The sequence below is a fragment of the Hymenobacter polaris genome (assembly GCF_012927305.1).
Taxonomy (GTDB): Bacteria; Bacteroidota; Bacteroidia; order Cytophagales; family Hymenobacteraceae; genus Hymenobacter; species Hymenobacter polaris.
In genome coordinates this window covers 1,154,787-1,175,163 of record NZ_JABBGH010000002.1, presented here as the reverse complement: position 1 = coordinate 1,175,163, position 20,377 = coordinate 1,154,787, and the positions used below count along the sequence as shown (strand labels likewise).

Here is a 20,377-nt window from a genome sequence, read left to right as displayed (position 1 = left end):
AGTTAACAAGCCCGCCCGGCCAAAAGCTTGGCACAATTACCAAATTTCGGGCAATATGCTGTGAGTTAGCCTATTTCAATTACTACATCGGCTGTCAGCGGATGGGCTACGCAGGTAAGTACGTAGCCCTTGGCCAGCTCGGCGTCCGAAAGGCCTTCGCGCTCGTCGAGGTGCACCTTGCCGCTTAGGCACTTGCCGCGGCAGGCGGTGCACAGGCCCGCCTGGCACGAGTAGGGCAGGTCGATGTCGAGGTCGAGGGCCGCGTCGAGAATAGTTTTGCTCGGGGGCACCTCAAAAACGTAGTCGCTGCCCTCGTATTGCACCTTTACCGAGCGGGTTTTCACGGTGCCATCGTCGGGGCCGGCCAGGGCGTCGCCGTGCTGGTCGCCGGCTTCGGCCGCGTCGGCAGCCGCCACGAAGCTCTCGCGCCGAATGCGCGTGGCGGGCACATTCAGCAGCTCCAGAGCGGCCTGGGCTTCGGTCATCAGCCCCTCGGGCCCGCAGATGTAGTACTCGGCCTGCGGGGCCGGAAACTGGTGGCGGTGCTCCAGGATGCGCAGCAGCGTGGTGCGGTTGAGGCGGCCGGTGTGCTGGTGGGCGCCCACGGCCCCTAGGGGCTGGCTATACACGTACTCAACCTGCAGGCGGCCACTGCTGCTGGCCTCCAGGGCGGCGAGCTGCTGCTTGAAAATGACCGTGTTTTCGTTGCGGTTACCGTAAATGAGCAGCACATGGCTGCGCGGCTCCTGGGCCAGCACCGCCTTGAGCATGCTCATGAGCGGCGTAATGCCCGAGCCGGCCCCAATGAGCACCAGCGAGCGCGCCGCGCCGGGGCTGGGCTTCACCACGAAGTTGCCGAGCGGCGGCAGCACTTCGTACGTCTGCCCAACTTTCACGTTATCAAGCAAATAATTACTAACCAGGCCGCCTAGCACGCGCTTCACGGTGACGGACAGGCGCGGGGCCTCGGCGGGCGTGCTGCTGAGCGAGTAGGCGCGGCGCTCGGGCCGGGCGCCCGCCGGGCCGCAGGGCACCAGCAGCGTCAGGAACTGCCCCGGCTGGCTGACCACGGGCTGCCCGTCGGGCCGCTCGAGGTGAATGGTAACGGTATCGGGCGTTTCTTGGGTAAGCGCAACAACTTGCAGCGTCAGGTACGACGACATAACTTAAAACTAACTGGTAGAAAGCAGGATAGAAAACGGATGAGCTAGCCCCCGGCACCACTGCGGCGGCCCGGCCCTGGGGGCGGCTGGGCTCGCCACGGGCCCCAGGGCCGGGCCGCCATTCAGCGGCCGCGCAAAGGTACGGTAACACTGGCGGCAGCTTTAGGGCCTAGGGGCTTTTAACTCCCTGGCCCTAGCTTCGTTCCCTAATGCCCGAATTTTCTACCCTGCTGGCCCGGCATCGCCACCGGCTAGCCCCGCTGTTTCCTTTTCCGCTGCGCGGCCCCGGCGTGGCGCGGCTCGACTTCACGGCTGCCAACCCCCGCCTGGCGCAGCCCGAGCAGCTGCGCGACACGGCTGCTTTTACCCGCGTGGTGCAGGCTATGCTGGCCGAGCAGCAAGCTACCGTGGGGGTAGGCGGCTACCTCGAAAACCGCGTTATCTACCGCCGCAGCCCCCATTTTGACGCCGCCACCGAAGCCCGCTCCCTGCACCTGGGCCTTGATGTGTGGGTGCCCGCCGGCACGCCCGTGGCCGCGCCGCTGCCCGCCATCGTGCACAGCCTGGCCGATAACAACCATTTCGGCGACTACGGCCCCACCGTTATTCTGGAACACCCGCTGGACGGGGAAACTTTTTACACCCTCTACGGCCACCTTACCCGCACTGACTTAGCAGCACTGCGCCCCGGCCAAGGCATTTTAAAGGGCCAAGCATTCGCTCACGTGGGCCCCTACCCCGAAAACGGCGACTGGCCGCCCCACTTGCACTTCCAGGTGATAACCGACTTGCAGGGCCGCTGGGGGGACTTTCCGGGCGTGGCGCCCCCTAGCGAGCAGGCGTATTGGGCCGCGCTGTGCCCTAGCCCGTGGCTGCTGGTGAACTAGATAAGCCAAAGGTTCTTCGGCCGGGTGTCGGCTTATTTCTCGCGCTCGACGGTGTAGTTTATCAAGGCTTCCAGCGAGTCGCGGGCGGCTGAGGCGGGAAACTCGTGCAGGATGGCCAGCGCCTCGTCGCGGAAGCGGTACATGGCCCGGATGGCGTAGTCGAGGCCGCCCGACTGCTTCACAAATTCGATGACTTGCTGCACCCGGTCGCGGTGGCCAGCGTTGTTTTTTACGTTGAAGATGACGCGGCGCTTTTCCAGCCAGCTGGCTTGCTGCAAGGAGTAGATGAGCGGCAGCGTCATCTTTTTCTCCTTGATGTCGATGCCTACCGGCTTACCAATTTCGGCGGTGCCGTAGTCGAACAGGTCGTCTTTTATTTGAAAGGCCATGCCTACCTTTTCGCCAAACAGGCGCGCGCGCTCCACGGTGGCGCGGCTGGCCCCGCTGGCGGCGGCCCCCACGGCGGTGCAGGAGGCAATGAGCGAGGCGGTTTTTTGGCGAATGATGTCGAAGTACACGTCCTCGGTGATGTCGAGGCGGCGGGCCTTCTCAATTTGCAGCAGCTCGCCTTCGCTTAGCTCGCGCACGGCGCGGTTCACGATTTTAAGCAGGTCGAAGTCGTCGTTTTCCAGCGCCAGCTGCAGGCCGCGGCTCAGTAGGTAGTCGCCCACCAGCACGGCTATCTTGTTCTTCCAGAGCGCGTTGATGGAGAAGAAGCCCCGGCGGTAATTGCTCTCATCCACTACATCGTCGTGCACCAGCGTGGCCGTGTGCAGCAGCTCGATGAGGGCGGCGCCCCGAAACACGGCCTCGGGCAGTGGGGCGGCGGGGTCTTGGGCGGTGGCGCGGGCCGTGAGAAACACGAACATGGGCCGCACCTGCTTGCCCTTGCGCCGCACGATGTAGCCCATAATCTTATCGAGCAGCAGCACCTTGGTTTGCATCGACTGCCGAAATTTCTCCTCAAACTCGGCCATTTCGGTGGCAATGGGGGCCTGAATGCGGTCGAGGGAAGAAGCCATGCGGGCAGGAAAAGCAGCGCAATGATACGGCTGCCAGTTGGTACGGCGTTAAACGGGCCCCTAGGGGGCGCGGGCTACCTAGCCCGCTGGCTACCCGCCACGCCTTATTTTGCCAGTATGATTACCCACGTAGAATTTACGCTTACCGGCCCCGCCCACGGCCGGCCCTTCGCCGCCGATGCTACCTACCAGGCCACCGGCCAGCCCCAGCCGGTGGTAGTTTTCCTGCACGGCTTCAAGGGGTTCAAAGACTGGGGGCATTTCGGGCTGCTGGCCGATTTCTTTGCCGAGCAGGGCTTCGTCTTCGTCAAGCTCAACCTCTCGCACAATGGCGTGGTGGTGGGCGGCACCGGCGACCTGGAAGATTTGGAAGCGTTTGGGCACAACAATTTTTGCCTGGAGCTGGACGACCTGGGCCAACTGCTGGACGCCCTGCACACGCCGGGCGCCACGCCCCTGCCCCCCACCCTGCTCGACCTAAAGCGCCTCTACCTCATTGGCCACAGCCGCGGCGGCGGCATTGTGCTGCTTAAGGCCGGCGAAGACCCTAGGGTGCGGGCCGTGGCCACCTGGGCCGCCGTGGCCGACCTGCACCCGCGCTGGCCCGCCGAGATACTGGCCGATTGGCAGCGCGCCGGGGTGCTGCACGTGCCCAACGTGCGCACCGGCCAGCAACTACCGCTGTACTACCAGCTGGCCGAAAACTACTTCGCCCACCTGCCCCGCCTCGACCTGCCCAGCCGGCTGCCCCGCCTGCGCCAACCGCTACTGCTGGTGCACGGCGAGCCCGACGAAACAGTACCCTTAACAGCTGCGTATCAACTTAAAAATCAAAAGCCTGACGCCGAGCTACTCATTCTCAGCGATGCGCCGCATAATTTCGGGGGGGCGCATCCCTGGCTAGCGGCGCAGCTACCTGGCCCGGCCCGCGCCGCGGCCGAGCGCACGGCGGCTTTTTTTGCCGGCCTGGCCTGAGTAGTTCCCGCTATCGCATTGGTTGACAAGCGCGTAACGTCGCAGTTGCCAGGCTTTGTTGCCCACAGGCACCCTAGGGCCTGGGTGGGCGCCGACGAGTAGGTTCCCGGCACCTGTTGAGCAGCGCCAGTTAAGTTGATTACCTCCTCACTCTTTTCCGCTTTTTGGCTATGGCTTCGACACTTGCTTACTTGTTGCTGGGCAGCAACCTCGGCGACCGCGCCGCTCACTTAGCGGCGGGCCGCCAGCAGCTGCTGGCGACCGCCGGCGACCTGGTGGCCGAGTCGGCCATTTATGAAACGGCCGCCTGGGGCGTCGAAAACCAGCCCGCTTTTCTCAACCAAGTGCTAGCATTTGACACCTATCTGCCGGCCCAGGCACTGCTGGCCGTGTGCCTGGCCGCCGAGCAGCAGGAAGGCCGCCTGCGCCTGGAACGCTGGGGTGCCCGCTCGCTTGATGTGGACGTGCTGCTTTTTGGCACTACCATCATGCAGACGCCCTTTTTGACGGTGCCCCACCCGGCCCTGCCCAGCCGGCGCTTTGCCCTGCTGCCGCTGGCCGAAATAGCCCCCCAGCTGCGCCATCCCCAGCTGGGCCAAACCATTGCTACGCTGCTGCAAGAGTGCCCCGACACGCTGCCCGCCTGGCGCTGGCTGGGCGGCGTGGCCGAGCCGCTGGCACCCGCCGGCTCCTAACGGCCGCTACCTGCCGGCAGCAGCCCCACTTGCTGACCTTGACGCGGCTGCAGTGCAAAACCAACCCCTAGGGAATACCCAAGGGGTGGCTAAGCCGCGCGGCCTGGCCACCCCTTGGCTTGGCACATGGCAGCCTAGGCTACTGAGCCCGCCGTAGCGGTCGGCTCAATCTTCTTGACCAAGCCTTGCAGCACCTTGCCGGGACCGCACTCTAGGAAAGTAGTGGCGCCGTCGCGGAACATGGTCTGCACGCTCTGCGTCCAGCGCACGGGGGCGGTGAGCTGGGCCAGCAGGTTGGCCTTAATCTCGGCCGGGTCGCGGTGCGGCGCGGCATCCACGTTTTGGTATACCGGGCACTGGGCGGGCCGGAAAGTCGTTTTTTCGATGGCTTCGGCCAGCGCAGCTTGGGCCGACTGCATGAGGGGCGAGTGGAAGGCGCCGCCCACCGGCAAAGGCAGCGCGCGCTTGGCACCGGCCGCTTTCAGCACCTCGCAAGCCTTGGCCACGCCGGTGGCCGAGCCCGAAATCACCAATTGGCCGGGGCAGTTGTAGTTGGCGGCCACCACCACGTCGCCCGCGGCGGCTACTTGCTGGCAACCCTGCTCCACGGCCTCGTCCGAAAGGCCTAGGATGGCGGCCATGGTGCCGGGCTGCTCCTGGCAGGCAGCCTGCATGGCCTGGGCGCGCCGGGCCACCAGGGGCAGCGCCTCGGCAAACGTGAGCACCCCCGCCGCCACCAGCGCCGAAAACTCGCCCAGCGAGTGGCCGGCCACCATGCTGGGTTGCAAGCCGGGCAGCGCCACAAACTGCGCCACCGAGTGCACAAACACCGCTGGCTGGGTCACGTCGGTGCGGCGCAAATCGTCTTCGCTGCCCTCAAACATGATTTTGGTGAGGTCGAACCCTAGGATATCGTTGGCTTGCAGCAGCAAGGCGCGCGCGGCTTCGCTTTGCGCGTACAGCTCGCGGGCCATGCCCGGAAACTGCGAGCCCTGCCCCGGAAAAACCAGGGCCGTCGTGGTGGTAGCGGAAGGGTGGGAAGGAGTCAAAACAACAGCTTAGCGCGGCCCGCAACCGTTGCGGGCCGGGCAAAATAACGGCAAAAAAGCCACCCCGGAACCGGGGTGGCTTTTGCAGCTGGCGCGGGCCTAGGCCTTAGCGGATGAGTTCGACCCAGCCTTTGTAGACGCGCTGGGTGTTATTGGAGTCGGCAAACTGCACCTCGGCCAGGTAGTAGTAGATGCCGTCGGCCAGTGGTCCGCTACCCGTGCTCTCGCCGTTGGTGCCGTCGCCCTGCCACTCGATGTAGGGGTGCTGGTCGCTCTCGTACACTTTGCGGCCCCAGCGGTTGAAAATCTGCACGTGGGTGCGGCGCACGGGCGAGCTGGTCTTGGGCCGGAACGTGGCGTTGAGGGCGTCGCCGTTAGGGGTGAAGATATTGGGCAGGAGGAAGAAGACGCACTCGCTCTGGCACGCCACGTTGCTCAGGGCGCTGCGCTCGCCGGTGGCCGTGACGGCCTGCACCTGGTAGCAGTAGGTCTGCTGGGGCAAGAGGCGGTTGAGGTAGCGGAGCTGGGTGGTCGAGTCGAGCAGGGCAAACGGCCCGCCCGCGCTGGTAGCCCGGAACACGCGGTAGTAGGCGGCGTTGGCCTGGCAGCCGGCGGGGGTCGAGCCCACCGTCCAGCTCAGGCTGTTCTGGTAGCTTTGGTTGGGGGCCGGGTACTGGGGCAGGGCCGCCAGGCTGTCGCAGTTGATGACGCGCAAGCTCAGCACCGGCGTGCAGGGGGTGGGGCGCAAGGTGGCGCACACCTCCTGGCTCTTGTTGAGCAGATTAGTATAAATGCTAGCGCCCGCGCTATTGACCGGCGTGGCGTACTGGCCCACCGTCTGCACGTAGTAGCAGTAGGTCTGGTTGCGCTGCAGGCTGGGGTCGGCGTCCACGTAGCTGCCCGTGGCCGCGCCCGGCGTGACGGTGGCAATCGGGGCGTAGGCGCCCGTGGTGCCCGTGCGGCGGAAGATGCGCGCCGGCTGCTGGCTGTTGTCCCAAGGCACCTGGTAGGCGAAGTTGACGCTGATGGTGTTGGCGTTGCCGTTGGCCACCAGGCTCGTGCGCACGCTGCTGGCGACCACCGCCGGGTCGGCCAGCTCGCTGGCCGTACCGTTGACGGTGAGGGTGCGGTAAAACACGAGCTGGTAGCGGTACTGGTTGGCCTCCGTGTTCAGGCCCGAGTCCACGAAGGTGGTGTCGGCCAGGCTGTTGCGTACGTCGGCAATCTGCGTAAAGGGTCCCGCGCCGGTGGCCCGGCTCAGGCGGTAGCCATAGGGCGTCGGGAACGTAGTCGAGCCATCGTCGTTGCGCGGACGGGTCCACTTCACCGTAATCTGGCCCGTCGTATTGGGCAGCGTAACGTCCACGTTGGTAAGAAGGGCCGAGCGGCCCGAGAGCTGCAGGCAAGCTTGGTTCGACACGAGGCTGCTACCACCCGCCGGCAGGGGGAAAACGGCGTAGATGCGGTAGGAGTACTGCGTGCCCCGGGTCAGCCCGGCCCCGTTATTGTTGTCGGCGTAGGTGGTGGCCGTGGCGGGCACGGCCCCAATCTGGGTGTAGCCCGCCGAGGCGGGCAAGCCTACGTCGCAGGGCCCCGGGGTGTAGTCGTAGCAGCCCTCGCGCCGAAAGATGAGCAGCTGGCTGGCATTCGAGCAGACGTATGGGTCCCAGGACAGGACGCCGGTCGTGCCGCTGACCACCGCCTTAAGGTTCTGGGGCGGCGGGCCCACGACGGTGATGCGCACGGGCTTCTCGTCGATGAGAATGGGGTTGCCGGTGCCGGGGCTGTCCTGGGCCTTGAAGACGACCAGGTAGGGCTCCTTGGCCACGTTGCTGCAGTCGGTGCGCCAAGTGTAGGTGCCGGCCACGGAGGTGCCGGTGCGGGTTTGGGTAAAGGTGGCGGGCGGGATGGTGCCGCTGTAGGCAAAGAGCGTGACGGGCGTGGGCGTCGTGTCCGTGCTCTGCCCGTCAATGGCCGTGACGTTGAGCGTGGCCGTCTGCCCGGCCTGCACGCAGATGTCGGCCGGCACCGTGAGCTGCGGCGGCAGGTTCTGGGTGGCTAGCACTTGAATTTGCATGTCGCGGATAACCGTGCCAATCAGACGCTTAAAGCCGCCCGGCGAGCGCCGCCACTCTTCTACCGTCATGGCCACGTTGTAGTAGCCCACCTTGGCTGGGGCGTTCCACATAATCTGCCCCGTGTACACATCTTGCGTGTAAGTGGCGGGCGTAGTAGTGGGCCTCGGAATGCCTGGATACGTAACCTGCGTTGCGCCCGGCACCAGGTTGGGGTCGGCCGGGAAAACGAAGCCCGTGCACCGGGCGGGGACGGGCGAGTTGTTGGGCGGCGCCGGGATGCCACCGGGCACCTGCTGGCTATACAATACCTTGTACGACAAGGAGTCGCCATCGGCGTCGTAGGCGGCCGGGTTGTGCAAAAACACCTTGTATAGGCCCGCCTTGTCGATGGCCGGCGCCCGTAGCACCGGCGAGTGATTGCGCCCTAGGGTAGGGTCGATGGTAATAACGGAGTTGATGTAGAAGGTCTGCCCAATCGAACCCGTCATATTAACGACATCGCCCACCCGGTTTTCTCCCACAAAGCTGACGGTGTAGCTACCGGGCCCCGGGAAAGTATGGTCGAAATAATAGGTGTAGATGTTGGTGTCCGTACTTACCGGCACGTTGGAGGCGCGGGGGCTTTCCTGACGGGTACCGTCGCCAAAAAACAGAATGGAGGTCGCCTGCAACTGCGGATTGGCCGGGTTGCAGTACAGCGTGAGCTTAAAGAAAATGCGGTTGGGGTTGCCCGCTACCGTATCCACCTTCGACTGGATGTCGCCGGCTCGGATGTGGGTGGCGTGGGCCAGCTGAGGCTGCAGGCCCAGCAGTAGCAGCAAGCCCAGCAGCCAGCCGGCCAGCTTACTGCACTTTGCGGGGAATAAAGAATGTTGCATGGAGAACGGAAGAACAAGAGCAAGCAAGAAAACAGGGCCTAGGGCCAAAACTTATTTCGGCCGGGCAACCAACCTTTTTTTCGGGGCGGTGGTTGAACCCATACCCACCTTTAGCTAGCCGCTAACGGCTTTTCGCAGGGATTGATTCACGGCGTAAAGGCCGCAAACGCGGTAGTTATTTTTGAACTATTCCAAATAAGCCGCCCGACTTGGGCTGGCAACGGAGGCGGCCCTACCTTTGGGCGCGGTAAATAGACTCTTTTTCGGTTGTAAGTTATATGAATTGGTTTACAAAAACCTTCACTAGTAGCATCGGGCGCAAGATTATCATGTCCCTCACGGGCTTGTTTCTGTGCACCTTCCTGGTTGTGCACCTGATTGGCAACTTCCAGCTCTTTAAGAACGACGATGGGGTCGCTTTTAATGTGTACTCGCACTTTATGGGGCATAACCCCATCATCCGCACCATCGAATGGGGCCTAGTGCTGGGCTTTGGTTTTCACATCTACGAGGCGCTGATGCTGACCACCCGCAACAAGAGCGCCCGCTCGCACAAGTACGACCAGTTTCACGCCGAGCAAAACTCGGAATGGACCTCGCGCAACATGGGCATCCTAGGGTCCATCATCCTGATTTTTCTGCTGGTGCATTTGTACAATTTCTTTTGGCGCGCCCGCTTCGGTACCCTCGACCCGGACATCAACAAGAATGATGACCTGTATAAGCTGGTAGTATCGTCGTTTCACCAGTGGTGGTATGTGTTGCTCTACGTGGCGGCGCAGGCCAGCCTGGGCTACCACCTGTGGCACGGCTTCCGCTCGGGCTTCCAAACCCTAGGGCTCAACCACCGCAAATACATGCCGCTCATCAAGAACTTTGGCTACGCTTTCGCGGTCATAGTATCGGCGGGCTTCGCTTCGATGCCGCTCTACTTTTTCTTCTTTACCAATGAGAAGGGCGCGCTGCTGAGCGATATGCCAGCCGTGCTGCACCAGCTCACCTTGGCGTTCAACTAACTGCCCAGTCAACTATGGAACTGCTCTCGAAAGCGCCCGAAGGCCCCCTGGCCGAAAAATGGGACAAGCACAAGTTCAACGTGAAGCTGGTGAACCCGGCTAACAAGCGTAAGTACGACGTGATTGTGGTGGGTACCGGCCTGGCCGGAGCCGCCGCGGCCGCGTCGCTGGCCGAGCTGGGCTACAACGTGAAGGCCTTTACCTACCACGATTCGCCCCGCCGGGCGCACTCCATCGCGGCCCAGGGCGGCATCAACGCGGCCAAAAACTACCAGAACGACGGCGACTCGGTGTTCCGCCTGTTCTACGACACTATTAAAGGCGGCGACTACCGGGCCCGCGAGGCCAACGTGTACCGCCTGGCCCAGGTATCGGTCAATATCATCGACCAGTGCGTGGCGCAAGGCGTACCCTTCGCCCGCGAGTACGGCGGGCTGCTGGCCAACCGCTCGTTTGGCGGCGCCCAGGTGAGCCGCACGTTCTATGCCCGCGGCCAAACCGGGCAGCAGCTATTGCTAGGGGCTTACTCGGCACTCAGCCGCCAGGTAGCCTACGGCAAGGTGAAGCTGTATACCCGCTCGGAACTGCTCGACGTGGTAGTGGTGGACGGCCAGGCCCGCGGCATCGTCACGCGCAACTTGGTGACGGGCGAGGTGCAGACCCACGCGAGCCACGCCGTGGTGCTGGCTACCGGCGGCTACGGCAACGTGTTCTACCTGAGCACGAACGCCATGTACTGCAACGCCACGGCTGCTTGGCGGGCCCACAAAAAAGGCGCCTACTTTGCCAACCCCTGCTTCACGCAGATTCACCCCACCTGCATTCCGGTGAGCGGCGACTACCAGTCGAAGCTGACGCTGATGTCGGAGTCGCTCCGCAACGACGGGCGCGTGTGGGTTCCCAAAACCGTGGAGCTGGCCGAGCGCGTGCGCAAAGGCGAAGTGAAGCCGCAAGACATTGGCGAAGATGACCGCGACTATTTCCTGGAGCGCAAGTACCCCGCCTTCGGCAACCTGGTGCCGCGCGACGTAGCCTCGCGCAATGCCAAGCAGATGTGCGACGAAAAGCGCGGCGTGGGGGCTTCGGGCCTGGCGGTGTACCTCGATTTTGCCGACGTTATCAAGCGCACTAGCGCCGAAGCGGTGAGCCAGAAGTACGGCAACCTCTTCGAGATGTACGAGAAGATTACCGACGAGGACCCCTACAAGCAGCCCATGCGCATTTACCCGGCGGTGCACTACACCATGGGCGGCCTCTGGGTTGACTACAACCTGCAAACCACCGTGCCTGGCCTCTACGCCACCGGCGAGTGCAACTTCTCGGACCACGGCGCCAACCGCCTAGGGGCCTCGGCCCTGATGCAGGGACTGGCCGATGGCTACTTCGTAATTCCTTCTACCATTGGCGATTACCTGGCTGCCACGCCGCCCAAGCCCGTCACCACCGACCACCCGGCTTTTGCTGAAGCCAAGGCTGGCGTGCAGGCCCGCACTGAGCAGCTGCTGAGCATCAACGGCAACAAGACGCCCGATGAGTTCCACAAGGCCCTAGGGCACATTATGTGGGAGTACTGCGGTATGGCCCGCAACGCCGAAGGCCTGAAGTATGCCAAAGCCGAGATTCAGAAAATCAAGAAGGAGTTTTGGACCAACGTGAAGGTGGTGGGCAGCAACGACGAGATGAACCAGGCCCTCGAAAAAGCCAGCCGTGTGGCCGACTTCATCGAGCTAGGCGAGCTAATGGTGGACGACGCCCTGAACCGCAACGAAAGCTGCGGCGGCCACTTCCGCGAGGAGTATCAAACCCCCGAGGGCGAGGCCTTGCGCGACGACGAGCACTACGCCTACGTAGCAGCCTGGGAGTATATGGGCGAAAACCAGCCTGAGCGTCTCAACAAGGAAGAGCTAACGTTTGAGAACGTGAAGCTCACGCAGCGCAGTTATAAATAATATTTCTGTCAGGCTAAGCTTGCCGAAGCAGCTCTACCGCGTAAGCATTTCTAACGCATAGGGTTAGCTGTACGGCCGAGCTACTTCAGCAAGCTTAGCCTGATGTTCTTTTTTGCAAAATGGCCGGCTCGAATCCCAACGCTAAACCGATGAACCTGACGCTGCGTGTGTGGCGCCAGCCCAACCGCCAAACCGAGGGGCGGATTGTGGACTATAAAGTAAAAGACATCTCGCCCGAAATGTCTTTTCTGGAAATGCTGGATGTGCTTAATGAGGACCTGCTGCACCAAGGCCAGGACCCGGTAGCCTTCGACCATGACTGCCGCGAGGGCATTTGCGGCTCGTGCGACCTGTTCATCAACGGCCGCTCGCACGGCCCCGAAAAGGGCACGACCACTTGCCAGCTGCACATGCGCAAGTTTAAGGATGGTGACACGATTACCATTGAACCCTGGCGCGCCAACTCCTTCCCAGTAAACAAGGACCTCAGCGTCGACCGCTCGGCCTTCGACCGCATTATTCAGGCGGGCGGCTACGTGAGCGTGAACACCGGCGGCGCACCCGACGGCAACGAGATTCCGATTCCGAAGGATATTGCCGACCGGGCGTTTGAAGCTGCTACCTGCATCGGCTGCGGCGCCTGCGTGGCGGCTTGCAAAAACGCCTCGGCCATGCTCTTCGTGAGCGCCAAGGTGAGCCAGTTGGCCCTGCTGCCGCAGGGCCAGGTAGAGCGCGCTACCCGCGTCGAAAACATGGTGGCGCAGATGGATATCGAGGGCTTTGGCGCCTGCACCAACATCGGCTCGTGCGCGGCCGAGTGCCCGGTGGGCATCTCGCTGGAGAACATCGCCATCCTGAACCGCGAGTTCTTGACGGCGAAAGCCGCTTCGAATAACCTGGCCTAAAAGACCCTAGGGTGAGATAATTACTAAAAGGGCGCTCCGGTTTGACCGGAGCGCCCTTTTGTGCTTACTGAGCAATAACCAAGCGGGGAGGCTCGCGTAGGAATTGCCCGTAAACTTCTTGCTTCCATCCCATGAAAGTCTTAGTCATTGGCGCGGCGGGCGAATCGGGCCAGCAGATAGTTGAAAAAGCGCTGGCGGCTGGCCACGCGGTAACGGCCTTGGTGCACCACCCCGACGAGTACCACGCGCCCGCGGGGGTGCAGGTGAAAACCGGCGACGCGACCGATGCCACCGCTGTTGGCCAAGCCGTGGCTGGTCAAGACGCGGTAATTGACGCCATCGGGGGAAAAACGCCCTACTTGAGCACCCACCTTGAGCAAGCTGCCGCGAAGGTTATCGTGGCGGCCATGCAGCAGCACGGCGTGCGTCGGCTCATTGCTATTTCGGTGCTGGGCGTGGGCGATAGTAAGGAGCAGGCCACCTTCTTCTACGAGCACCTGCTGCTGCCCACCTTTTTGCGCGGCGCTGCCCCCGACAAAGCGGCCATGGAAGCCGAAGTGCAGCAAAGCAACCTGGACTTCGTACTGGTGCGCCCGCCCTACCTAAGCAATGACCCGGCCACCGGCCAGGCACACGTGGTGACGGGTGAAACCAAAGCTCACAGCATTACCCGCACCGACTTGGCTCAGTTTATTGTCGAGCAGCTCACGAGTGATACCTACCTAGGCCAGGCCGTGACGGTAACCAACACCTAGGGCCTCTGACTGAGCGAAACGCCACCAGGAGCGGGCGCACCAATGCTTACCAGCTAGCGGGCAGCGGCTTTTCGCTTCAGTTCCGCCTCATACACCCGCCGCCCCAGGTCGCGCAGAAAGGGGAAGCCGATAGTATCGTACTCGTACTTGTTGTCGTTGAGCACGCCGTCGGCATTCACGTAGAGCGTGGCGGCCAGCAGAAACTCCACGCCGTGCGCGGCATCTACCACGTAGGCGTCGTCGGTGAGGAAGCCGTAGGACTGGCCGATTTTATTGTACACGCGCACGCCCGGCGGCAGCCGCGCCAGGCCCCCGCCACCCAGCAGGTACTTGGCGTAGGTGCTGGGGTAGCGCAGCGAGTCGTAGCGGGGCGAGCGGCTTTGGGGCGGCAGCTGCCCTAGGGCCAGCAGTAGCTGCCGGCGGTCGGCCGAGTCGAGGGCGGGGCGGCGCCGGGCGGGTACGGTTTCGGGCAGCGCAATGGCTTACAGCAAACGCTGCAAGTCGCGCAGAGCGAATAGGTTACCCTTGCTTAGGTCGAGTGGCTGGTGGAGGAGCGAATCGTGGCGGCCCAGGTAGGCGCGGCCCACGCGCATGCTGGCGGGGCGGAAGCGGGCGGCGGGGTAGGCAGCGGGCCAGTAGGCGGCCGGCTGCGCGTAAACTAGCTGCCGGCCGGCCGTATCGGCAAAGAAACGCACTGGGTTAGTGTGGCGCGAGCCGGGCGGCTTGTCGCCGATGGCCAGGCGCTGCACCAGCCGGGCGTGGCGCAAACCCAGGCGGCGCAGGCCCGCATTTAGCTCCCTAGGGCCCACAAACTCGTAGAGGCGGTTGTAGGCGTCGTTGTCGCTCACCAGCAGCATCTTGCGCAGGTAGTGGCCTAGGCTGGTTCGGCCGCTGGCGGCGCTGGTATCGCGCCAGGCGCGCGTTTGGCCCGCAAAGGCCGAGTCGGTGCGCATGAACGAGCCGAGGCCTAGGGCCGGCACGGTAGCGCGCAAGCGGCCCAGCTTTTCGAGGGCCAGCACGGCGGCAGCCAGCTTAATGGTGCTGGCGGGGTAGAAGTACTGGCGCGGGCGCAGGTGGTAGCGCACGGGCCGGGCGGTGTGGGGCCGGCCCTGCGCGTCGCGCCGAATGCGCACCAGGCTGATTTGCAGGCGGCAGTAGTCGGGCCGGGCCAGTACGCGCGCCAGCCCGGTGGTGTCGGGCGCGGGGCCGAGCAGGCGGCGCAGCTGGGCGCGGGCGGGCCCGGCTAGCAGCAGCAGCCACAGCAGGACCAGGCCAGGTTTGCCGCGAATCATACGGCAAGTTAAAGCCTGCGCCCGCCTGCGCCAACCCCCATAAGTAGCTGGTGCGCGCCTAGCCGGCGCATAACTGGCGAAAATATTTTAGCTTTTTAGAATTAATCTAAACAGTTGATAACCTAGGCACTTGCCCACCCGACAAAGCCGAAATGGTTAACCTAGGGCAACTAGTGGTTTTGCAGCAGGCGGGTCGCGGTGCTTGTTTTGCATGTTTTTAGAATATGTCTAAATAGATGCCATGAATTCTATCCGCCACTTTTTTTCGCTGGCGCTGCTCGTGTGGGCCAGTGCAGCATTTGCACAATCAACGGGCGGCATCCGGGGCCGCGTCACCAACCGCAACGGCGGCGCCGTGGAGGCGGTAAGCGTGGGCTTGCAAGGCTTGCCCCAGGGCGACATTACCGACGACCAGGGCCGCTTTATGATTCGGCCGGTGGCGCCGGGCACCTACACGCTGGTAGTGTCGGCGGTGGGGCTCAAAACCGAGCAGCAGAGCGTGACGGTGACGGCTGGCCAAACGGCCACGGTGAATTTCTCGCTGGCCGAGAGCGCCGCCGAGCTGAAGGAAGTGGTGGTGAGCGGCAACCGCACCAATAAGTTCAGCCGCACCAACAGCGACGACGTGGCCAAGATGCCGCTCAAAAACGTGGAAAACCCGCAGGTGTACAACACCGTGACTAAGGAGCTACTGACTGAGCAGCTGGTGTTTACGGCCGACGACGCCACGCGCAACGTGCCCGGCCTGCAGCGCATGTGGGAGGCCACGGGCCGCGCCGGCGACGGCGGCAGCTACTACGCCATGCGCGGCTTCATCGTGCAAACGCAGCTGCGCAACGGGCTGGTGGGCAACGTCACGAACACCATCGACGCGGTTAACTTAGAGAAGCTGGAAGTTATCAAGGGTCCGTCGGGCACGCTCTACGGCAGCTCGCTCACCTCCTACGGCGGCCTGCTCAACCGCGTCACCAAGCGCGCCTACGACCACTTTGGCGGCGAGCTGAGCTACGCCGGCGGCAGCTACAATTTCAACCGCGTGGCGCTCGACCTGAACACGCCGCTCAACTCGGCCAAGACCATCCTGTTTCGGGTGAATGGAGCCTGGAACTACGAAAAGAGCTTCCAGACGGCCGGCTTTTCGCGCACCTACGCCGTGGCTCCGAGCCTTACCATTCGGCCCAGCGAGAAGCTGAGCATTACGCTCGACGGGGAGCTGCAAACCGGCACCGGCACCACCAAGCAAACGTTCTTCCCGCAGGGCACTGCCACTACCCTAGGGGCTTCGCGGGCCGACGAGCTGCCGCTGGACTACCGCCAGGCGTACACCGGCGACGGACTGTGGGCCAAGAGCCGCTCGGTCAACTTGTTTGGCCAGGTCAACTACCAGCTGTCGCCGGCCTGGCGCTCGTCTACCAACTACACGTATAGCAGCAGCTACTCCGACGGCGGGGGCGTGTACTTCTACCTGCGGGGCAACCGCCGCGGCCTGGCCAGCCAAGACTCGCTGGAGCGCCGCAGCCAGAACACCAGCGACAGCCGCGCCAACCTGACGGAAGTGCAGCAGCTATTTAACGGCGATTTCTTGCTGGGCAACCTGCGCAACCGCGTGGTGGTAGGCCTGGACTTCCTGCACCTGCGCAATAGCCAATTGTTTCTGGACTATGGTTTCGACGTGGTGCCCATCCGGGCCGGCTACAACTACAGTAATTTCACCGGGGCCGCGCTGGAAGCTGCCAACGCTGGCACTTCCGCCTATCCTTACCTGGTTGACAACGAGCGCAATACCTACAGCGCCTTTGTGTCGGACGTGCTCAATATTACCGACCGGCTGAATATACTGGCCGCCGTGCGCATCGACCGCTTTGCCAATAAGGGCGGCACTTATTTCGGCCCCGAAGCCAGCTACAACCAAACGGCTTACTCGCCCAAGTTCGGGGCCGTGTACCAGCTGGTGCCCGAGCAGCTGTCGGTGTTTGCCAACTACCAAAACAGCTTCCGCAACCCCGGCTTCTACACCACCGCCACTGCGGCCAACCCCACTCAGCCTATTTCCGTCAATGCCAAGCTGGAGCAGGCCAACCAGGTAGAGGCCGGGGTGAAGTTTGACCGCCTAGGGGGCCGCTTCACGGCCACGCTGAGCTTGTACAACATCTACGTGAAGAACCTGCTGCGCTACGACCCCACTATCGGCTCGTTCTACGCGCAGACGCAGAACGGCGAGCAACTGAGCCGCGGCGTGGAGGTTGATATTATTGCCAACCCCGCCAAAGGGCTCAACGTCGTGGGCGGCTTCTCCTACAACTATTCGGAGCTGGCCGTATCGACTGCCGACGAGCAGGGCCGCCGCCCCAACACGGCCAGCTCGCCGGTGCTGGCCAACCTGTGGGTGAGCTACCGCCTCAGCGAAGGGCCGCTGCGGGGCCTAGGGCTGGGCGCGGGCGGCAACTACGCCAGCGACAACCGCATTCAGAACACTACCAGCAGCGTGTTCATTCTACCCGCCTACACGGTACTCAACGCCAGCGCCTTCTACGACCAGCCGCGCTACCGCCTCTCGGTGAAGGCCGACAACCTCACCAATACGCACTACTGGATAGGCTATACCACCATCAACCCGCAGAAGCTGCGCAGCATCATCGGGCAGGTGGCGCTCAAGTTCTAAGCTACTAGCAGGCAGGCTGCTTGCGTAAGCACTAGACTTGCTCCCAAATTAAACTTCTCGAAACAGAACGTCATGCTGAGCTTGTCGAAGCATCTCTACCGCGGCAGTAGTTCTAACGCCAGGAATTACTTACGCGGGAGAGATGCTTCGACAAGCTCAGCATGACGTTCTTTTCAATTTTTCTTATTTGGGAACAGATATACTAACTAAGGCCGTCCTGCTGAGCCCCGCGAAGCATCTCTACCACGCTGTATCGTTCAGTAGAGTGCTTCGCGGGGCTCAGCAGGACGGCCTTAGTTAGTGCTTACTCGTTTTCCCTAGGTGTCACGGGCTGCACAAAGACGTGCTTGATGTCGGCCTGGGCTTGCTTGATGGCGGCACGCAGCTTCTCTACCAGTTGCGTTAGCTCGGCAGCGGGCAGCTCGGGGGCAAACTCGACGGGCAGCACCAGCAGGATTTCGTGGGGGCTGAGGTAGGTGCTGAGCGGGGCGGCCACGCGCACCACTCCCGGCTCGGCCTGGGCCAAGGCGGTTACCTGGCGCAGCAGTGCCGCGTCGGCGGGCTCGCCCAGCAGCAGGCTTTTGGTTTCGCGCAGCAGCAGGCCGGCCACCACCAGCAGAAGCAAGCCAATGCCCACCGAGGCCGCCCCGTCGAGCCAGGGCTGCTGAAAGAAGTGGCTGAAAAACACCCCTAGGAACGCCAACAGCAGCCCGAGCAGGTCGGAGGCATCCTCAAAAAGCACCACGAACGTGGAGGGGTCTTTGCTGGTGCGGAAGGCGCGCCAAAAGGGCTGGCGGCCGCGCTGGGCATTGAAGGTGCGGCGGCCCACCAGAAAGGAGTAGCCATCGAAGCAAAAAGCCAGCCCCAGCACCACGTAGTTCCAGGCGGGGCTTTGCAGGGGCTCGGGGTGGCGCAGGTGCTCGATGCCCTCGTAGAGCGAGAGCCCACCCCCTAGGGCAAAAATGAAGATGGCCACCACGAACGCCCAGAAATACAGCTCCTTGCCGTAGCCAAAGGGCCGGTTTTCGTCGGCCGGCTGGCGGCTGCGGCGCAAGCCCAGCAGCAGCAGCCACTCGTTGGCCGTGTCCACCAGCGAGTGAATGCCCTCGGAGAGCATGGCCGACGAGCCCGTAAACCACGCCGCCACGAACTTGATGGCCGCAATGCCCAGGTTGGCCACCAGCGCGGCCACGATGGCGGTTTTCGATTCGGGCGGCTGGGGAGCGGTAGCCAAGGCAGTTTAGAAGTTAAGGGAAGGCAGCCGGTAGTACGGCAGCGGGCGCGCAAAAGCTGCTTTGGGCGCGGGCTTGGTACCTTTGCGGGGCCTAAGGGCTATTAGCCCCGCGCCGGCGGTGTTGCCGGCCCTGGCCAGAGCCGCGCCCCGCGGCCTGCTTCTCCTCCCCCACCCGCACGTCCTGGGCTGCCGCTTTTCCCGCTATCGGGCTGGGTGGCGCCGGCCTGCTTTTTCCTTTTCTACCCCCGCATGGTTTCGCTTCGCACTTATTTCACTCAATACACCGTCAACAGCCGCAACGAGGTGCTGGCCGGCCTCACTACGGCGCTGGCGCTCGTGCCTGAGGTGGTGGCCTTCGCGCTGCTGGCCCACATCAGCCCGCTGGTGGGCATCGGCTCGGCGTTTGTTATCTGCTTGCTCACCAGCATCCTAGGGGGCCGGCCGGGCATGATATCGGGGGCGGCCGGCTCGGTGGCCGTGGTTATCGTGAGCTTGGTGGCGCAGCACGGCGCCGAGTACCTGTTCGTGGCCGTGGTGCTGATGGGGCTGATTCAGGTGCTGGTGGGGCTGCTGCGCCTGGGCAAGTTTATTCGGCTGGTGCCGCAGCCGGTGGTGTACGGCTTCGTCAACGGCTTGGCCATCATCATCTTTATGGCCCAGCTCGAGCAGTTTAAGGTGGCTGGCACCGGGCAGTGGCTGGCCGGCCCGGCCCTCGGGCTGATGCTGGGCCTGGTGGCCCTCACCGTGGCGCTGGTGTACCTCACGCCCCGCGTGACGAAGGCGGTGCCGGGCTCGCTGGTGGCCATTGTGGTGGTGTCGGCGCTGGTGCTGGGGGGCGGGCTGCACACCAAGTCGGTGGGCGACATTGCCTCCATTGCGGGCGGGCTGCCGCGGCCGCACTGGCCGCAGGTGCCCTACACCTGGGCCACGCTGGGGCTGGTGCTGCCCTACGCCGTCATTATGGCCCTGGTGGGCCTCACCGAAAGCCTGCTGACCCTGACGGTGGTAGATGAGCTGACCGACACCCGCGGCCGCGGCAACCAGGAGTGCGTGGCCCTAGGGCTGGCCAACGCGGCCTCGGGCCTGACCGGCGGCATGGGCGGCTGCGCCATGATTGGCCAAACAATGGTGAACCTGGAATCGCGCGGGCGGGGCCGGCTCTCGGGCGTGGTGGCGGCCGGGGCGCTGGCGCTGTTCGTGGTGGCCGGCTCGGGGCTGATTGAGCGGCTGCCGCTGGCGGCGCTGGTGGGCGTCATGCTCACGGTGGTGGTGGCCACCTTCGAATGGGCCAGCTTGCGCATCTGGCGCCGCATGCCGCTGGCCGACGTGCTGGTGATGGCCCTGGTGACGCTGGTCACGGCCGTGTCGCAAAACCTAGCCCTGGCCGTGCTGCTGGGCGTGGTGGTGTCGGCCCTGGTGTTTGCCTGGGAAAACGCCAAGCGCATCCGCGCCCGCAAATACGTGGACGCACAGGGCACCAAGCACTACGAGATTTACGGGCCGCTCTTCTTCGGCTCGGTGCAGGCCTTCGCCGAGAAGTTCGACCCGCAGCACGACCCCGCCGAGGTAGTCGTGGACTTCCGCGAAAGTCGAGTGGCTGATATGTCGGGCATCGAGGCGCTGAGTAAACTCACCGAGCGCTACCAGCACCTGGGCAAAACTCTGCATCTGCGCGCCCTCAGCGCCGATTGCCGCCGCCTGCTGCACCAGGCCGGCCCGCTCATCGAGGTCAACATCCTGACCGACCCCGAGTACGTGGTGGCGGAGGTGGAGTAGAGCCTGTCAAAACTAAAAACAGCCCGTCATGCTGAGCTTGC

General features: G+C 63.5%; 16 protein-coding genes. 9 read left to right on the top strand and 7 right to left on the bottom strand.

Going from position 1 to position 20,377, the window contains the following annotated elements; genetic code table 11:
- Positions 1-65: 65 nt before the first annotated feature.
- A complete protein-coding gene (locus HHL22_RS15170) occupies positions 66-1,163 on the bottom strand; it encodes a ferredoxin--NADP reductase (RefSeq protein WP_169532182.1) in 1,098 nt (365 codons plus the stop codon).
- A 209-nt stretch (positions 1,164-1,372) separates the two neighbouring features.
- Between HHL22_RS15170 and HHL22_RS15165 the strand changes: the two genes are divergently transcribed.
- Positions 1,373-2,050, top strand: coding sequence for a peptidoglycan DD-metalloendopeptidase family protein (locus tag HHL22_RS15165; protein WP_169532181.1), 678 nt, complete (start codon positions 1,373-1,375; stop codon positions 2,048-2,050).
- Between the two features lie 32 nt (positions 2,051-2,082).
- Here HHL22_RS15165 and HHL22_RS15160 read toward each other — a convergent pair whose 3' ends face one another.
- Positions 2,083-3,072 (bottom strand): polyprenyl synthetase family protein, encoded by a 990-nt coding sequence (locus HHL22_RS15160; RefSeq protein WP_169532180.1) that lies wholly within the window; start codon positions 3,070-3,072, stop codon positions 2,083-2,085.
- Between the two features lie 117 nt (positions 3,073-3,189).
- Here HHL22_RS15160 and HHL22_RS15155 point away from each other — a divergent pair, with 117 nt between their 5' ends.
- Positions 3,190-4,047 carry an alpha/beta hydrolase family protein gene (locus HHL22_RS15155; protein WP_169532179.1) on the top strand — a complete coding sequence of 286 codons (858 nt, stop codon included), beginning with the start codon at positions 3,190-3,192 and terminating at the stop codon, positions 4,045-4,047.
- 170 nt (positions 4,048-4,217) lie between these two features.
- The gene (folK, locus tag HHL22_RS15150) at positions 4,218-4,742 is read left to right on the top strand and encodes a 2-amino-4-hydroxy-6-hydroxymethyldihydropteridine diphosphokinase (RefSeq protein ID WP_169532178.1); all 525 of its coding nucleotides are present in this window, start codon (positions 4,218-4,220) and stop codon (positions 4,740-4,742) included.
- A 134-nt stretch (positions 4,743-4,876) separates the two neighbouring features.
- Here folK and fabD read toward each other — a convergent pair whose 3' ends face one another.
- Both fabD and HHL22_RS15140 read right to left on the bottom strand, forming a co-directional pair.
- On the bottom strand, positions 4,877-5,791 hold the full coding sequence (gene fabD, locus HHL22_RS15145; protein WP_262888385.1) for an ACP S-malonyltransferase: 915 nt from the start codon (positions 5,789-5,791) through the stop codon (positions 4,877-4,879).
- Positions 5,792-5,897: 106 nt separating this feature from the next.
- The gene (locus tag HHL22_RS15140; RefSeq protein ID WP_169532177.1) at positions 5,898-8,747 is read right to left on the bottom strand and encodes a T9SS type B sorting domain-containing protein; all 2,850 of its coding nucleotides are present in this window, start codon (positions 8,745-8,747) and stop codon (positions 5,898-5,900) included.
- 278 nt (positions 8,748-9,025) lie between these two features.
- Between HHL22_RS15140 and HHL22_RS15135 the strand changes: the two genes are divergently transcribed.
- The 4 genes from HHL22_RS15135 (at position 9,026) to HHL22_RS15120 (ending at position 13,372) form a co-directional block, all read left to right on the top strand.
- Positions 9,026-9,763, top strand: a complete 738-nt coding sequence (locus tag HHL22_RS15135; RefSeq protein WP_169532176.1) for a succinate dehydrogenase cytochrome b subunit — start codon at positions 9,026-9,028, stop codon at positions 9,761-9,763.
- A 14-nt stretch (positions 9,764-9,777) separates the two neighbouring features.
- Positions 9,778-11,712, top strand: a complete 1,935-nt coding sequence (locus HHL22_RS15130) for a fumarate reductase/succinate dehydrogenase flavoprotein subunit (protein WP_169532175.1) — start codon at positions 9,778-9,780, stop codon at positions 11,710-11,712.
- A 149-nt stretch (positions 11,713-11,861) separates the two neighbouring features.
- Positions 11,862-12,617 carry a succinate dehydrogenase/fumarate reductase iron-sulfur subunit gene (locus tag HHL22_RS15125; protein WP_169532479.1) on the top strand — a complete coding sequence of 252 codons (756 nt, stop codon included), beginning with the start codon at positions 11,862-11,864 and terminating at the stop codon, positions 12,615-12,617.
- Positions 12,618-12,748: 131 nt separating this feature from the next.
- Positions 12,749-13,372, top strand: a complete 624-nt coding sequence (locus tag HHL22_RS15120) for an NAD(P)-dependent oxidoreductase (RefSeq protein ID WP_169532174.1) — start codon at positions 12,749-12,751, stop codon at positions 13,370-13,372.
- 53 nt (positions 13,373-13,425) lie between these two features.
- On the opposite strand, the gene HHL22_RS15115 is transcribed toward HHL22_RS15120, so the two are convergent.
- Positions 13,426-13,653 carry a hypothetical protein gene (locus HHL22_RS15115; protein ID WP_169532173.1) on the bottom strand — a complete coding sequence of 76 codons (228 nt, stop codon included), beginning with the start codon at positions 13,651-13,653 and terminating at the stop codon, positions 13,426-13,428.
- A gap of 201 nt (positions 13,654-13,854) precedes the next feature.
- Positions 13,855-14,664, bottom strand: coding sequence for a serine hydrolase (locus HHL22_RS15110; RefSeq protein WP_169532172.1), 810 nt, complete (start codon positions 14,662-14,664; stop codon positions 13,855-13,857).
- Between the two features lie 241 nt (positions 14,665-14,905).
- Here HHL22_RS15110 and HHL22_RS15105 point away from each other — a divergent pair, with 241 nt between their 5' ends.
- Positions 14,906-17,326, top strand: a complete 2,421-nt coding sequence (locus HHL22_RS15105; protein WP_169532171.1) for a TonB-dependent receptor — start codon at positions 14,906-14,908, stop codon at positions 17,324-17,326.
- A gap of 304 nt (positions 17,327-17,630) precedes the next feature.
- On the opposite strand, the gene HHL22_RS15100 is transcribed toward HHL22_RS15105, so the two are convergent.
- The gene (locus HHL22_RS15100) at positions 17,631-18,560 is read right to left on the bottom strand and encodes a cation diffusion facilitator family transporter (RefSeq protein ID WP_169532170.1); all 930 of its coding nucleotides are present in this window, start codon (positions 18,558-18,560) and stop codon (positions 17,631-17,633) included.
- A 249-nt stretch (positions 18,561-18,809) separates the two neighbouring features.
- Between HHL22_RS15100 and HHL22_RS15095 the strand changes: the two genes are divergently transcribed.
- Positions 18,810-20,336 carry a SulP family inorganic anion transporter gene (locus HHL22_RS15095; RefSeq protein ID WP_169532169.1) on the top strand — a complete coding sequence of 509 codons (1,527 nt, stop codon included), beginning with the start codon at positions 18,810-18,812 and terminating at the stop codon, positions 20,334-20,336.
- Positions 20,337-20,377: the final 41 nt, after the last annotated feature.